15 protein-coding genes are annotated in these 14,666 nt (G+C 49.3%); 6 read left to right on the top strand and 9 right to left on the bottom strand.

All coding sequences use genetic code 11. The features are described 5' to 3' along the window. Positions 1 to 61: 61 nt before the first annotated feature. From FGI41_RS21275 to FGI41_RS21255, 5 genes are all read right to left on the bottom strand, one after another. On the bottom strand, positions 62 to 895 hold the full coding sequence (locus FGI41_RS21275) for an alpha/beta fold hydrolase (RefSeq protein WP_176560380.1): 834 nt from the start codon (positions 893 to 895) through the stop codon (positions 62 to 64). A 207-nt stretch (positions 896 to 1,102) separates the two neighbouring features. Then, entirely contained in the window at positions 1,103 to 1,366 is a 264-nt protein-coding gene (locus tag FGI41_RS21270; protein ID WP_139492316.1) for a hypothetical protein, read from the bottom strand. Between the two features lie 164 nt (positions 1,367 to 1,530). Continuing rightward, complete coding sequence (locus FGI41_RS21265; RefSeq protein ID WP_176560379.1) at positions 1,531 to 2,892, bottom strand: diguanylate cyclase domain-containing protein; 1,362 nt, start codon at positions 2,890 to 2,892, stop codon at positions 1,531 to 1,533. Between the two features lie 172 nt (positions 2,893 to 3,064). Continuing rightward, a complete protein-coding gene (locus tag FGI41_RS21260; protein ID WP_139492314.1) occupies positions 3,065 to 3,577 on the bottom strand; it encodes a GNAT family N-acetyltransferase in 513 nt (170 codons plus the stop codon). Between the two features lie 7 nt (positions 3,578 to 3,584). Continuing rightward, a complete protein-coding gene (locus FGI41_RS21255; protein ID WP_255298577.1) occupies positions 3,585 to 4,052 on the bottom strand; it encodes a DinB family protein in 468 nt (155 codons plus the stop codon). Between the two features lie 156 nt (positions 4,053 to 4,208). Between FGI41_RS21255 and FGI41_RS21250 the strand changes: the two genes are divergently transcribed. Together FGI41_RS21250 and FGI41_RS21245 are read left to right on the top strand one after the other, a co-directional pair. Further along, complete coding sequence (locus FGI41_RS21250; RefSeq protein WP_139492313.1) at positions 4,209 to 4,616, top strand: acyl-CoA thioesterase; 408 nt, start codon at positions 4,209 to 4,211, stop codon at positions 4,614 to 4,616. Between the two features lie 108 nt (positions 4,617 to 4,724). Continuing rightward, positions 4,725 to 6,125 carry an MDR family MFS transporter gene (locus FGI41_RS21245; RefSeq protein WP_139492312.1) on the top strand — a complete coding sequence of 467 codons (1,401 nt, stop codon included), beginning with the start codon at positions 4,725 to 4,727 and terminating at the stop codon, positions 6,123 to 6,125. 63 nt (positions 6,126 to 6,188) lie between these two features. Here FGI41_RS21245 and FGI41_RS21240 read toward each other — a convergent pair whose 3' ends face one another. After that, positions 6,189 to 8,237, bottom strand: a complete 2,049-nt coding sequence (locus tag FGI41_RS21240; RefSeq protein WP_139492311.1) for a methyl-accepting chemotaxis protein — start codon at positions 8,235 to 8,237, stop codon at positions 6,189 to 6,191. A 455-nt stretch (positions 8,238 to 8,692) separates the two neighbouring features. Here FGI41_RS21240 and FGI41_RS21235 point away from each other — a divergent pair, with 455 nt between their 5' ends. Continuing rightward, positions 8,693 to 9,292, top strand: coding sequence for a hypothetical protein (locus FGI41_RS21235; RefSeq protein WP_139492310.1), 600 nt, complete (start codon positions 8,693 to 8,695; stop codon positions 9,290 to 9,292). Positions 9,293 to 9,301: 9 nt separating this feature from the next. On the opposite strand, the gene FGI41_RS21230 is transcribed toward FGI41_RS21235, so the two are convergent. Beyond that, positions 9,302 to 10,327 carry a class I SAM-dependent methyltransferase gene (locus tag FGI41_RS21230; protein ID WP_139492309.1) on the bottom strand — a complete coding sequence of 342 codons (1,026 nt, stop codon included), beginning with the start codon at positions 10,325 to 10,327 and terminating at the stop codon, positions 9,302 to 9,304. 182 nt (positions 10,328 to 10,509) lie between these two features. On the opposite strand from FGI41_RS21230, the gene FGI41_RS21225 reads away from it, so the two are divergent. From FGI41_RS21225 to FGI41_RS21215, 3 genes are all read left to right on the top strand, one after another. Then, positions 10,510 to 10,851 carry a hypothetical protein gene (locus FGI41_RS21225; protein ID WP_139492308.1) on the top strand — a complete coding sequence of 114 codons (342 nt, stop codon included), beginning with the start codon at positions 10,510 to 10,512 and terminating at the stop codon, positions 10,849 to 10,851. Between the two features lie 148 nt (positions 10,852 to 10,999). Continuing rightward, positions 11,000 to 11,566: a hypothetical protein gene (locus FGI41_RS21220; RefSeq protein ID WP_139492307.1), complete on the top strand. Its 567-nt coding sequence runs from the start codon at positions 11,000 to 11,002 to the stop codon at positions 11,564 to 11,566. Between the two features lie 97 nt (positions 11,567 to 11,663). Beyond that, complete coding sequence (locus FGI41_RS21215) at positions 11,664 to 12,233, top strand: biotin transporter BioY (protein ID WP_139492306.1); 570 nt, start codon at positions 11,664 to 11,666, stop codon at positions 12,231 to 12,233. Between the two features lie 231 nt (positions 12,234 to 12,464). Here FGI41_RS21215 and FGI41_RS21210 read toward each other — a convergent pair whose 3' ends face one another. Next, the gene (locus FGI41_RS21210) at positions 12,465 to 13,817 is read right to left on the bottom strand and encodes a sensor histidine kinase (protein ID WP_139492305.1); all 1,353 of its coding nucleotides are present in this window, start codon (positions 13,815 to 13,817) and stop codon (positions 12,465 to 12,467) included. Between the two features lie 3 nt (positions 13,818 to 13,820). Beyond that, complete coding sequence (locus FGI41_RS21205; protein ID WP_139492304.1) at positions 13,821 to 14,561, bottom strand: response regulator transcription factor; 741 nt, start codon at positions 14,559 to 14,561, stop codon at positions 13,821 to 13,823. Positions 14,562 to 14,666 lie beyond the last annotated feature (105 nt).

The following is a 14,666-nucleotide window of genomic DNA, read 5'->3' as shown; positions in this document are numbered from 1 at the left end:
CGTCCTTAGCCATGTTTTGTTTCGCAGCGGACAGTCACCCCTTCTCACGCAGGGGATTCAACTAGGCAAGCAGATGGAAAGCCTCTTCCTCTCGAACCACACTTTTCGCCCCACTCTGCCCAAGCAAAAACTCCACAGCCAGCTTATTAAACGCCCTCGGCTGATCCATATTACACACATGCCCGGCTCTCTCCAGCACATGATGTGTTGCATTCGGACACTTTTTCAGCAGGAGATAGCTGCCGGACAAAAATGAATAATCATATTCACCCATCACAATCAGCGTAGGAATCCGCATTTCCTTCAGCCTGTGATAGATCGTAAACTGATACGTCAACCGCCACCATTTATAAAAAACGTCTGGACACAGCTTTTTGGACTCACGGATAAACAGACGGCGTGATCCGCGCGCCAGCTTGAACGGCATAAACATATAAGCCATCAGCGGGTACAGCTGGTCTTTCGATAGGATGTGCACCAGCAGGTATCGTGCGATCATGTACAGGAGCTTCGACCAGCCGTGAAACTTGGTGACTGCACCGGCCATCACCATGGAATCAATCCGTTCGGGAGCGATCAGGGACAGCTCCTGCATCACCACGGTCCCCAGAGAGCAGCCGCACAGGTGAGCAGAACGGATATGATGCTGATCCATAATCGACAGAAGGTCTTGGGCGATCAGATGAAAAGAGTACTCCTCCTCATCGTGCTCGTTTAGCGCAGCGGTTTTTCCGTGACCGCGCAGATCGTAGACGAGCACATGAAAATGCTCAGCGAATGCGGCTAACTGCTTATACCAGCTTTTCGACGAGCCTCCCGCACCATGAATGAGGATGAGCCAATCCCGATCCGGTTTTCCGTGTATTTCGATATGATGCCGATAATGTTTTTGCAACGTCTCTGTCACCCTTTTCATGCCATTCAGAATAACCTTGTCTGCATTATATCATGATGGGATAGAGGGGGCACAACCGCTACTGCTCATTCTCCCAGCGGAAATGAAGGGGATTTTGTGAACACCAGGTTAACACTTTGCCGAGGCTGACATGAGTGACAAGGACAGCATGACAGATCGGACAACGGTCTACTCTTTTTTTGAAGGCTAGGCTTTTTCTGGACAAACCGGATCATCTCCAGACGCAGCAGTGTGATCCGGGAGAGTTTGGTTGGAGAAAAGAGCGGGATCGCCAGCGGTATCATCCGCTGGTGCAGACGGATTAGTTACTTGCTCCATTCGGTCCAAAATCTCGGCAATCGCCTCCTGTGTAAGATGAATCTTTTCTAAATGCTCCAAAGGCAACAGCCGCGCGACATCATGGGGAAGGCGTTGACGGTATGCCTTCACCATATCAAATAACAGACCCATAGGATTCACCCTTTCAGCCGAAATTGTTGGACGTAACGAATTCTATGTAAGATAATCTTACATCATTCTGAATCATCATACAATCATTCTGCCTATTTCCCATGAAAAAAACCTTGATCTTCCATAAAATCAAGGTTTTTATGTCAGGTTTGATCCCATTTTTCTCATTTTGGCATCTCCAAGGTAGGGGAGTAGAAGGCAAAGCTGTTTTTGCCGTGTTGTTTGACGCTATACATGGCGATGTCAGCTTTTTGGATCAGTTCCTGGGGATGCTTGCCGTGTTCGGGGAAGAGGGCGATGCCGATGCTTGGGGTGACGGGAAGCTGGTAGGAGTCGATGGTGATGGGAGGCTGCAGGCTCTCTAGGATTTGGATGGCGATCGACTTGATGGTAGACAGGCTTTCATATTTATGAAGCAGTACGATGAACTCATCTCCGCCGAGGCGGGCAACCATCCCATACCCAAAAATGATCTTGACCAGCCGCCGCGCCACTTCCTGCAGCAGGGCATCTCCGACATCATGCCCCCAGGTATCGTTGACGGCTTTGAACTGATCCAGGTCAATAAATAAAACAGCGCCAGCCACAGCCTGATCCTTTTTCGAGAGAGCCGCGGACAGCTCTGTCTCAAACGAACGGCGGTTCGGCAAGCCTGTCAATGTATCATGATAGGCCAGATGACTGACCTGCTCAAACATCACTTGTAACTCACTGATCATATCGCGGAAGGAGAGGGCAAGCTGACCGATCTCGTCCTGACTGGTCACCTCGACCTGGATGGAGAGGTCGCCTCCGCGCACTTTGGCTACTTTGTCGGTAAGCTGGCGCAGCGGATGGAGGAAATAGTGGGAGAAGATATAGGAGAAGTAAGCGGAGATAAACAAAATGGAGATGGTCAGGGCGATGATGTTCTTTTTATTGGTATCAAGGATCTGATACACTTCGCTCGCGTCAAAATCAGCGCCCATGATCCCGACAAATGTCCCTTTTGAATCAAAGATCGGCACATAGGTGGAAATATTGGCTCCCCACTTGTCGCTGAAGGTCAACTGTCCAATCTGTGTACGCTGGGTAGTGAAGGCCGAGTCCATGTCCTCATAGTACTCCTTCTCCACATCGCCGGGCAGAGAAATCTGGCTGCCGCTGTAGTCCAATGGAAAGCCATCGATGACATACATATAGGAGCCGTCATCTTGTTTGGCCATGGTGTATAGATACTTGATGCCGTTGGTGATCCGATAGGTGGTTAATTTGGTTCGGATGCTCTGGTACTCCGGCATACTCACAATTTTTTCCACACGCTGGGGGTCATTCTCCAGCCGCTTCACCTCGTTGATCACTTTTTTCAAGGCTTCCGTATCCACTTGATTGCGTGCCATCTCGATGACAGCCTTCGCCTGAGTACCGATGGTCGAGGTGACCAGATTGACCGCAGAATTATAGACCATAATCCCGAGCGTGCCACACGCTACAAGGTTTAAGATGCAGAACGAGACCAGGATTTTGAGTTGTAAGCTTTTAAACATCGTGTCATCAGCCTTTCTGTCATCACGAAACATCTACAATCTGCCTGTCTGGTGGGGCCGGCTGGTCATACTTCGGTATTGGATAATCCCTACTGATACAATATAGCTGGACAACAAAAAGTGACATACCCATTTGTCCGAGTATGCCACTGATTTCACCTGATTTTCTGTTTTATTCACCCAGCCATTTGGCCATGCACATGACGGGTTGAACCTGCTTGCCGACTGGTGCCAAGACTTGTCGATATTGCTCGAAACCCATTGTTCCAAAAAAGGCGAGTGCCCCGGAATTGGAGACGGTCACCCCGGCATTCAGACTTGTCCTGCCGAGCATCCGAAGGTGGGATTCGATCAGGTGATACGCTTCCCGGCCGTATCCGAGCCGCTGATGCTCACCATGGATCATCAAGAGGCCGATCCAGCTCTTCTCATCGCGTGGATTTACGACCGCGATATGACCCACGCCAATCCACTCATCAGCTAGACGGATGGCCAGCCAGTGACTGGTGGGCATGTCTCGCCACTTTTCATACTCCGACCGCAGTGCGTCGCAAGTGAGCTGTGGCGTACCGAAGATGGACTCGTTATAAGCGGGATTGCTGTTATATACGTTAAGCGCGGCTGTAAGATCAGCCGCGCTCCATTCTGTGATCGTGATGCGAGTGCCTTGCAGGTGAATACTCATGCCCGTTCTAGAGGGTAGAGCCGTACTTGGCGATCAGACCGATTTGACCTGCGTGATAACCCATGTGGTGTTGCATCAGGCTCAAGCCTTCACGCGGGCTGAGAGGACCGACTGGAGTCTCGGTTTTTATGTCCCATTTATCTTCGGGGAGTGCTTTGACAGCTTCCATCAGATAGGAAAAAGCTTCGTCAGCGAATTTGATGGTGGCAGCCAGGTCAGTCACTTGTCCCTGATCGGTTACTGGGCCCAAGGTGAAAAATTCGGACAGACCTTCGTAACGTTTACCGGTGAACATACCGGAGAACGCATACTCCGCCTCAGCGATATGACGAATCAAGAAACCGATCGAGTTGGAGCCTGGAGCAACCTTCCATGTTACCTGCTCAGCGGTGAGATTGTCTAAAATAGGACGGTAACGAAGCGCGCGGGTGTTTTCGATTTGACTGATTTGTGCAGAGGTAGCAGCAGTAGTCAAGAAAAGCACAACCTTTCTATCAGGTAATCCTTACCATTCAATTATATAAGCAACCTTCAGAAAATACACGACATAAAAATCGTCATGAATGAATGTTCACTCAATATGCGATATCGGGTATACTTAGAGCATGAACAGAAAGTGAGGTCAGGCAAAATGGAACATATTTTTACCAATACCGTACGCTCCACAGAAGTAGACACCATCGGTCACGTCAACAATGCCAAATACTTGGAGTATATGGAGTGGGCACGTTTTGAGTGGCTGAAAGAACTGGGACTGACCATGGAAGCGATGCGCGAGCGCGGAATTCTGCCGGTAGTGGTCAATATTAATATTAACTATCGGAAAGAAGTGCTGATGGACGAAACACTGAAGATTGTCACCAAACCTTTGACCGTCGGCAACAAAAGCAGTGTGATCGGTCAGGAAATCTACAACGAAGCAGGGGATCTGGTCGCCGATGCGAAGATCACATCTGTCATGATCGATGCCAAAGCAAGACGTGCGGTTGAAGCACCTGCTGAGTTACAAAAATTCTTTGAACATGTACCAAAAATCTAACAGGGCGCCGATGAGCGCTCTTTTTTTATAAGTGTCCCTTGCAGTTGACTTCAAAGCTTGGATTCTCCATGATAGATAGGTACTAATTTAAAAAGGGAGAAAATGGGTATGACAACTTCACAGTCCAGCAAGCGCAATATCATTACGGCCTTGATGGTGGCAACGTTTTTGACCGCGATTGATACGACGGTGGTCAGTACGGCGATGCCTGCGATTGCAGGCGATCTCGGACAAAGCGAGCTGATCTCATGGGTCTTCTCCATTTATCTGCTCACTACGGGCATCACGACTCCGATCTACGGGAAGCTGGCAGATTTGTTCGGGAGGAAAAAAATCTTCCTGTTCGGTACCGCCACCTTTTTGATCGGTTCAGGCTTGTGCGGGATGTCTACATCGATGACACAGCTGATGATCTTCCGTGCCTTACAGGGGATCGGCGCAGGGGCGGTACAGCCGATGACCATGACGATTATCGGAGACGTGTTCTCGCAGGAGGAGCGGGCCAAGCTGATGGGGCTGTTCAGCTCGATGTGGGGTGTGGCCGGGATCGTCGGACCGTTGGTGGGAGGCTTTTTCGTCGATTATATCTCGTGGGAATGGATCTTCTACATCAACCTGCCAGTCGGTCTTGTGGCCATCTTCCTCATCTGGAAGAACTTCCACGAGAATGTGGTGGTTAAAAAGGTACATATCGATTATTACGGGGCCTTGTTCTTCTCGCTCAGCCTCGGGTTGTTCCTCTACAGCCTGCTCTCAGGTGGAGAGGGTAGCGCTCTGAATCTGACTGCGGCTACGTGGATGTATTTCATCGTCAGTGCCGTCTTGTTCGGGATCTTCCTGATGATTGAGCGGCGGGTGCCAGAGCCATTGGTTCCGCTGCGTCTGTATAAAATGAGGCTGATGTCTGTGTCACAGGCAGTCTCCTTCGTGCAGGGCGGGATTCTGATGGGGATCAATGCGTATCTGCCGATGTGGATTATCAGCGTGATGGGGCATTCTGCAACATATGCGGGCCTTTCTCTGCTGCCGATGTCAATTGGCTGGCCGATAGCGGCTTCCTTAGGGGGGCGTATGCTGGTCCGCTCCGGGTACAAACGGGCGACGATGATCGGGCTGTTGCTTTTGATCCTCGGGTATTCGCTCCTGTCCCTTGTCAACCAACAAAGCCCGGTCTGGATGATTCCGCTCGTAATGTTCATCATCGGGGCAGGTTTTGGTTATTCGATGACAGCGATCACCATCTCTGTCCAGAGCAGTGTAGGCTGGCAACAGCGCGGTGTAGCGACAGGGACGCTACAATTCACACGGATTGTCGGCCAGACGGTAGGGGTTGCCGTTCTTGGTGCGGTGTTTAACACCTACAGCGGTGCTGGAGTACAGATGGCTGTAGGTCTTGAGACCGTATTTCAATGGATGGTCGTGATGAGTATCATCGCCGCTCTGATCGCACTGCTGCTGCCAGCCAAGGCAGAACAGGCAGAGCCGGATGCCCAGCCTCACTCATCGTAATGAATGACAAAAAAACGGGATGCCAAGCACTTTGACTTGGGCATCCCGTTTTTTGTCAGGCTGTTATACTTTGAACTTGCCGATCTCGTTTTGCAGGTCACTGGACAGGCTTGCCAGGGATTGCAGGCGGCTGACCATTTCATCGAGGGTGGCAGACTGCTCTTGGGCGGTTGCGGCCACTTCCTCTGCCGAGGCGGAGGACTCTTCGATGATCCCGGATGTGGTCTCGATCGCTTGCAGCACCGCCACGGAGTTCTCTTGCAGGTTGTTGAAGATCCGTTGCATCCCGATTGTATTGCGTCTCGTTTCTTCGACCTGTGACACAATGGTGGCAAGGGCCTTGTCCCCGGTGGACAGCATATCGGATTGACGATGGATGGCATCGAGGTTGGCAGCCATCATATCGACGATGCTGGAGGTCTCGTTTTGGATGGCAGTGATCAGAGACGTGATCTGTTCCCCGGCCTGTTTGGATTCTTCCGCAAGCTTGCGCACCTCGTCCGCTACGATCGCGAAGCCGCGGCCGTGCTCACCTGCACGGGCTGCCTCAATCGCAGCATTCAGCGCAAGCAGGTTGGTTTGGCTGGAGATATCGGTGATCGTCGTGATGATGACGCCGATTTCTTGGGAGCGTCCGCCCAGCTGTTGGATCGCATCGGTCGCATTTTGCAACATATTGGTCAGGGATTCGAGATGATGGGTCGCTTCCTTCATCGCCTGTTCCCCACTGTAGACCACCTGGGTGGAGGACTCTACGTTATGTGCGGTCTTCTCAGCCTGATCGTTCACATCGCTTACATACATCTGGGTCTGCTCCATCATACGGAGGATTTTGCTTGCTTCCTCCGATTGGGTACCGGAACCTTGGGCGATCAGGTCAATCGTACTGGCTACCTGCTTGAAGGATTCACCTGCATGCTGGGCTGCATACGAAACCTCCTGAGAGATACTGGCCACTTGCTCGGTGTTGTGGACCACATTTGCCATAATTGTGCGCAGGTTGGCGATGAAGCGGTTGAAGGATTGAACCAGATCGCCAATCTCGTCCTTGCGTTTGATCTTGATTTCTTGTGTCAGGTCGCCGCCTTTTTCCACGAGCTTGTTGATCTCTTCGCGCAACAGGGAGAGTGGCTGGATGACGATACGGTTGATGAAGATGATCAGCAGCAGTGCAAAAAATACGATAGCGACAACAAAAGCAATCGAAGTAAGCATCACATGATTTTTCAGACCGGTCAGCACTTCATCACGCGGCAGGAGAATCGCCATTTTGAGTCCTGTATCGGCGATCGGGGTATAGACCACGAGCATATCCGTACCGTCCAGCGTAGCTTGGGTGATCGTTGCTTTGTCCTGCTTGAGGATTTCGTCACCCAACTGCTTCCAGTTCGCATCCGCTTCCTCAGTGATTTTGCCTTTAAAAATCTTTTCTTTTTGTTTATGGGCCAAGTAGGTACCGTCACGGGTCAGCAGGAAGGCATAGCCGTTTTCTCCTGCTTTGATCGTAGCGACATATTCCTGCAGTTCATTGAGTCCGACGTCCATGGTGGTGACCCCGATGGACTTGCCGTTCTTGCGGATTGGGCTGGATACGGTGATCATGGTCTGTCCAGACACCTGATCGTAGTAAGGCTCACTCCAGAGGGCCGCTTTCTCTGTCTTCATTCCTTCTTTATACCAATCGTATTGGAAGTAATTGTACTGATCCGTGCTATATTCCCATGTGATTTTAGCTTTACCGTCGGTTTTGGCGGCATAAGGAGCGAAGAATTTTTTAGTAGGATCATAGACATTCGGTTCCATCCAGAAACCACCGCCCACGATCATTTTGTCTGCCTCAACTGTTTTTTCTACGTTCTTGGAAAATGTGTTGGGGCCATATGTATCAGAGGAAGCAATCATGATAGCGAGAGATTCAGTGTACTTACCGACATGATCCAACTGGCTGTAAAAATTTCCGGATTCCTTCTCAGCCTGAAAGATCAATTTTTCTTGTACTTCATTGATAAAAATATTGCTGAATTGAAAGAAACTAAAAATGGATTGACCAGCAAAAACTAAAACAGTCATCAAGAGTGTGACAACGACCAGTACGACCTTGATACTTTTCACAAAACGTTCCCTCCCCTTAACCTCTGACCATAGCGAAATTTATCGAAAAATAGTGTAAATTGGAATAATATTCTTCTACTAAAATAGTATCAATTGTTAGTTTTGTAAATAGGTTCAGGTAAACTAATTTATAAAATTAAATTAACAAAAAAACTTTTTCTGATGTTATTTTTATCGTATATAAAAATGTTCTAATATATCAAAAAAACAACCAATCTGATTTGTCAGCTTTTTCTATTAATGAATGGGAAATGGTTGAGAGGTGCTGACACAGTCCGCTGACAGTGGCGGCGACATCTTCGGATGGATTTAAGAATCCCGTCTAAATTTTGATTGTTTTGACGGAAGATGTCAATATGAGTAAGACAGAAGTATAGTCCGTCGCGTAAACAAAAGTAACGCACAGACAGCCAGTTACGTCTCACAAGTATCAATTAAAAAAGGGGGAAGTACCTGTGAGGCGTTACCGATTCACGCTGTTGATGCTGGCTGTATGCTTCGTGCTGATCCCCCCGATGATAGGCTGGGCAGCTCCCCCGCCTACAGAAGTGGAGGAGTTGAAGCGAGAAGCCCCTGTGCATGTAAAGCTGGAGATCACCCAAGACCGTGTCGAGCGCATTCTGAACCCGGACCCAATGTCCCCTGTGCAGCTGCGGATTGTTGAGGGGAGGGTATTGGAAGTCTTCAAGCAGCCATCCAGCCTCGGAATCGGGGAGGGGAGTCTGTTGAAAGTAGCCTATTCCTATCTCCCGTCCTGGTCATGGGACCAATATGCCGGAGGAGCACCTGTTGATGTCCGCCCAGGTGACCGCATTGAGATCTGGCTTGTACCTGATGATGAGTATGGGACAGAGGCATGGACACCTGTACTCGGCGGCAATACCATTGTTCACCTCATTCGGGTTGAATCCCGGCCTGATTACATAAAAGAACCGCTTGCACATCGTCTCTCTTCCATCGACTGGATCAGAGGCGGATTGCAAGCGGCCTATTTTACCGGGATTATGGTGTTTGTGTTATATGTATACAGACTGTGGAGACGATTGCAGGCGTGAGAGCCTGCTTTATTTTTTGACTGCGGTGACTTCCATAGAACCGTTGTAGTGGGAGGAGACTTGATAGTTGACGACCTCGAAGCCGCACTCTTCCAATGTTTTACGGAGGGAAACAAAGGAGAAGTAGTTCAAGTGCTCAACTACCAGCCACATTGGATCAGACTCTTTTTTCACATAGGAGAAGGCACTCTCAAAGTTCGGAGTGGACACCCACAGCACACCGTTTGGCACAAGCAGACTGTGAGCTTTTTTGAGGGCAGAGACGGGGTCAGCCATATGCTCGATCACATCACCCATGCAGATCACATCAAACTCAGCCTCACCCTCCACGTGCTGAAAGTCGGCGCAGTGAACGGGAATCTCAAGCATGTTGGAGACTGCTTCTGCATAAGCCGGACGGATATCCAATCCAGTGACATCAAACAAGAATTCTTTTGCTACCGCTGAGAATTCACCAGCACCCACCCCGACTTCCAGCAGCTTATTGCCGGGAGCCAAGCGTTTGAGATTAGAGATAATGGTAGAGAGGACAGAGAATCGCTGTGTGCGTGGATTCAAGTTAAACTCGAATGCTGTACCAGCCAAAAGCTCACCTAGATTAAACGGATAGTTATTGGCAAACAAGTGGTGGCAGTTATCACAATGCATCCACAGACGTACAGGATTAAATCCTGGGATGAAGTCGATTCCGGTCACCGTGTTGTAGCAGGCATATGGCTTACCCTCGGTTCCGCATAACGGGCAGTGAACTACATTGGTTTCTTCAGGATGGGTGAACACATAGGGGTGTGAAGGATGATTGGGAGCCACCAAGATTTCAGCCAGCTTCGGATAAGCTTGAAACGCACGGAGATGACAATCCTGCGAGAGCAATGGATCTTTCTGACGGTTGGCGATTTGACCCAGATGATAATAGGCCAGCGCATCTACGATTGGATTTTGACCAACTAACTCCTGATAGATCGGTTTTGCAGATTCCAATTGGTTTTGGGCCAGAAGCTCGTTGGCTTGTTTAATACGTTCGATCGGATCCATGAACAGTTCCCTCCGCTACTAGTCTTTATATAGTTGATAAGAAAAACATGAGTCGGTACCCTGATAGTAACATACAAGGATGGCTTGTCTAAAGTGACATCAAACAGAAAATGTAAATGGTTTCTTCTTGCCCCCACTTTTTGCTATAATGGAGGGTAAGAAAAACGAGGGAGTGTAACAGAATGGAAGCATTGTTTGAACAGCTTAAAGGATATCTCAATATGGACACCGAAATTGCTTTTGACGAATTTGATACTTACTATAAAGAGGTTCTCAAACACCTCGATGCAGAATGGCAGCAGCTGAGCGAGGAAGATACCATGAAAATGCTCTTTATCCTCGATAACCTCAAGTCCAATGCTGAGGACCGTGCCAAACGCAAGTCTAAAGAAGCCAAAAAATACAAAAAAATGTTCGACCGCACCAGCATCTGGGTGCAAGCGATGTTTAAGCGTCTCCGCGACTTCGGACTCTCCGATGAAGAGATCGGTCAGCGCTACGAAGCGCTCTACGAAGCGGTATAAGTCTGACATCTGCCGAACCGAGAACAGCAAGAGCCTTCCCACAGCCGATTCGTCGCACGGGACAGGCTTTTTTTCTGCACATCCACCTGCGACCGGGTAAAAAACAGGGCATCCTATTGGGGAAGCGAAACCATGAGAGGGGTACATCATGTTTCATCCAACTGTATTTGACAACATCCGGACTGTGCTGGAGGGGCACGTCTATGATCAAGACCTGGGGGGCAATCTGACTGTCACCGACCGCCATGATGTGATGGATCTGGCTACCTTCCAGCGCTATTTTCATATCGAATTCACCCTGCCGGTGGAAGCGGTACAGACGAATCCGATCCGTGGACAGATCCAGCTCTCCACGAGTCTACGGGATATCGCCAGTGAGCAGCTTGAGGTGGAGTTGACAGATCAGATCGGCTGTCATATCTGTGTCCACTTCTGGCTGACAGTCGAGAGGGTCCCTGAGGATACGGAGCTGATCATCCATCTTCTCAATGAAATCTGGGGAAACCGCCCGCATATCAGGCAATTCCTCGGGATCCCAATCGATGAGCACCGCAGTCAGCAGTGGCCGCCGAGAAGCTTCGAGAACCAGATTACCCTTGATTTTCACCGTAAAATTGACGAGGGCAACATTGGTGACTTGGAAAACCTCGTAGAGCATTGCTTTATCTCCCTGCTGCGGCTACAGTCCAATTTTGTCGGTCAAGGAGAAAGGTAAACCCTTATAATAAACCGAGTTGACAAAAATGCACTCCTGACTTTATCGTATAGAGAGCAAGATACTGCCATCATACGTAAGGTTAGGTGATTTTTTTATGAAAACAAGAGATATCGCGCTTGCAGCCATGATGATTGCGATCACGACGGCACTGGGGTATTTCAAAGTAACATTGCCGATCAATGAAGTGCCGATTACCTTTCAGACTCTGGGGATCATCCTGGCTGGCTTGCTGTTGGGTGCTAGACTTGGCGGCTTGTCGATTCTGGCCTTTGTCATCCTCGTAGCAGTCGGGGCACCACTGCTTGGCGGGGGACGCGGCGGTTTCAGTGTATTGGTCGGAGCGAGCGGGGGCTACATCCTGAGCTGGCCGATCGTGGCGTTCCTGTTAGGTTATATGGTAGAAAAGAGCTGGAACTCGTTGAATTTCTGGAAGGTTCTTGGCTTTAACATCGTCGGCGGTATGCTCGTGATGTATCTGATCGGGATTCCGTATCAGGCAGCAATCACCGGCGTTCCAGTATTGGCTGTGGCAGTCAAGTCTCTGATCTTCCTGCCGGGTGATCTGATCAAGGGAGCGATTGCATCGCTGATCGCCGTCCGCATCCGTAAGATGTACCCATTGATCCAACCGAAAAGCAGTCCAACCCAACATATTCCGATGTAATTGTAATCCAACCAAAAAAGCTTGCCCGAAGATACACGTCTTCCGGGCAAGCTTTTATTTTTTCCCCGTCCTGGCATAAAAAAAGTACCAGCTTACCCGGTAATCATGCGGGAGAACTGGTACCCAAACTGGGGATTGATTTTGAAAGTAGCTTACCTGTATTACTATAGCAAAGAATTATTAAACGTCAATGAACCCAAGATAAATATTAATAAAAAGCAAAAAGCGGCACTAGGATAGAGCGTGAAGTGGAATCGTGATAGTAAAGGAGCTGCCTACACCCAGTTGACTGGTCACATGAATCTGTCCACCGTGGCGTCCTACAATGCTTTGACAGATCGTCAGACCAAGACCGGTACCCCCGCTGTTGCGGTTGCGCGATTTTTCTGCCCGGTAGAACTTGGTGAAAATTTTCGGCAAATCATCATCTGAGATCCCTTCGCCTTTATCGATCACGGAGATGATGAGGTTCTGGTCCTGCTGGTCACAAGTAAGCAGGATAGACCCTTCCGGCTTGTTGTAATAGATCGCATTGTTTAAGAGATTCTCCAGCACACGGCGCATCTTGTGCTCGTCCACTTCCATATAGAGATCATTGGTCACACGGATTTTGCAGGTGAAAGTCAGATTGGCATCAGCTGTACGGCGTCCATAATCCTCGGCAATATCGCTGATGAACGGATGGACATGCACACGCGACTTATTCAGCGGGCTGTCCGGATTGCTGAGTTGAACATGATCCTGCAGTTCGCTGAGCAGGTGCTCCAGATCGTCCGCTTTTTCTTCAATCTTTTTCATCTGCTTTTGGATGCGCTCGATATTGGTGACACGCCCGGTACCGATGTAGGAGGCGTATCCCTTGATCGTAGTCAGTGGTGTGCGGAAATCGTGAGCAATCGCTGCGATCAATTCCTGCTGGCGCTCCTCTGACGTACGCAGCTCGCTGACCATGTCGGAGAAGTAGTGAAACACCTGACCGAATTCGTCATTGGACTTGTAATGATAGGTGACCGAGCGCTTGCCAGACTTGATATCCTGAATCACCCGGCTCAGCTCATTGACCGGATTGAGAATCCAGCGGACCAGGATGAACAAAAGCGCAAGCCCGATCATGATAATGCTTCCATACATGAAGAAGACGATCATCGAGACCCCTTTGGAGGCGAGGATGTCATGGTCATCGGTGTAGAACTGGATGACCGTCCGTCCCTCATAAGGCGGCTGACGCTGGAAGTAGTACTCGGCGACAATCTTCTTTTTTCCTTTGCCTTTGATGCTGTAGCTATTGGATTCCTTCGTAAAAATAGGGTGGCCGTTGGCATCCTCTACCGTGACCTTGTACATCAGATCGTCCGGCAGCCTTTCCGTCAGTTCACGCATTTCCATCGGGTCTTTAAAGACGTTGGTCCGCATCAGTTGAATAAAACTGACCCGCTCAGCAGCCCGCTTCTCCTGCATGAACTGTTCGTGACGGTCGTTTTTGATCTGCTCAACGATCATGTCCTGAAAGACCAGTTGATAGGCGAGGATATGAACCACGATGACGGCCAGAAACGCCAAAAAGATTTTGTTCCCGATTTTCATGAGTTAGATTCGCTCCCCGATGAAGACGTATCCCGTTCCCCATTGGGTTTTGATAAATGTCCGGTCGGCTTCCAGCTTTTCGCGCAGGTTTTTGATATGCACGGTGACCGTGTTCAGAGAGCCGTATCCATAGCCCCAGACGCGGTCATAGATTTGTTCGCGGGTAAACACGATTCCCGGATTCTCCGCTAAGAAAGAGAGGAGCTGGAATTCTTTTGTGGACAAATCGATTTTTTGTTCATTTACATAGACGGAATACGTTTCTTTGTGAATTTCCAGACCTTTGAACTTGAGCACCGTAATCGGTACACCTTGCTGCGAATCCTTTTCTGGCTCGACGGCAGGTGCAGCCACAGGCACGTTGACTTTGCGGATGCGCTCATAGCGGCGCAGATGGGCACGGATGCGGGCGAGCAGCTCTTCTGCATCGAACGGCTTGGTGATATAGTCGTCAGCGCCGATCTCTAAGCCGACAACCTTGTCGACCGCCTTGCCTTTGGCGCTAAGGAACAGGATTGGCAGGTCATGCTCGCGGCGGATCTGGGCACACAGCTCATACCCGCTCATATTCGGCATCATGATGTCGAGCAACAGGATGTTAGGAGTAAGACCGTTACCAAGCATTTCCAGAGCCTGTTCACCACTGTTGGCATAAGAGACTTCGAAGTCTTCAGATTCTAGGATATCTTGTAAGAGATCAATAATCTCTTGGTTGTCATCTACTACAAATACATGTTCCTTCAAAGGAATGACCCTCCCATATTTGTCGATCAATGTAGGATTACGTTACTCCTAATCATATCACGGAAAGTTGTTTTACTGGCATGTAAAATTTATTTATGATTGGAA

The sequence above is a fragment of the Brevibacillus dissolubilis genome (assembly GCF_006170445.1).
GTDB lineage: Bacteria > Bacillota > Bacilli > Brevibacillales > Brevibacillaceae > Brevibacillus_B > Brevibacillus_B dissolubilis.
The sequence above is the reverse complement of the archived record's forward strand: the minus strand, read 5'-3'. Positions and strand labels throughout refer to the sequence as shown.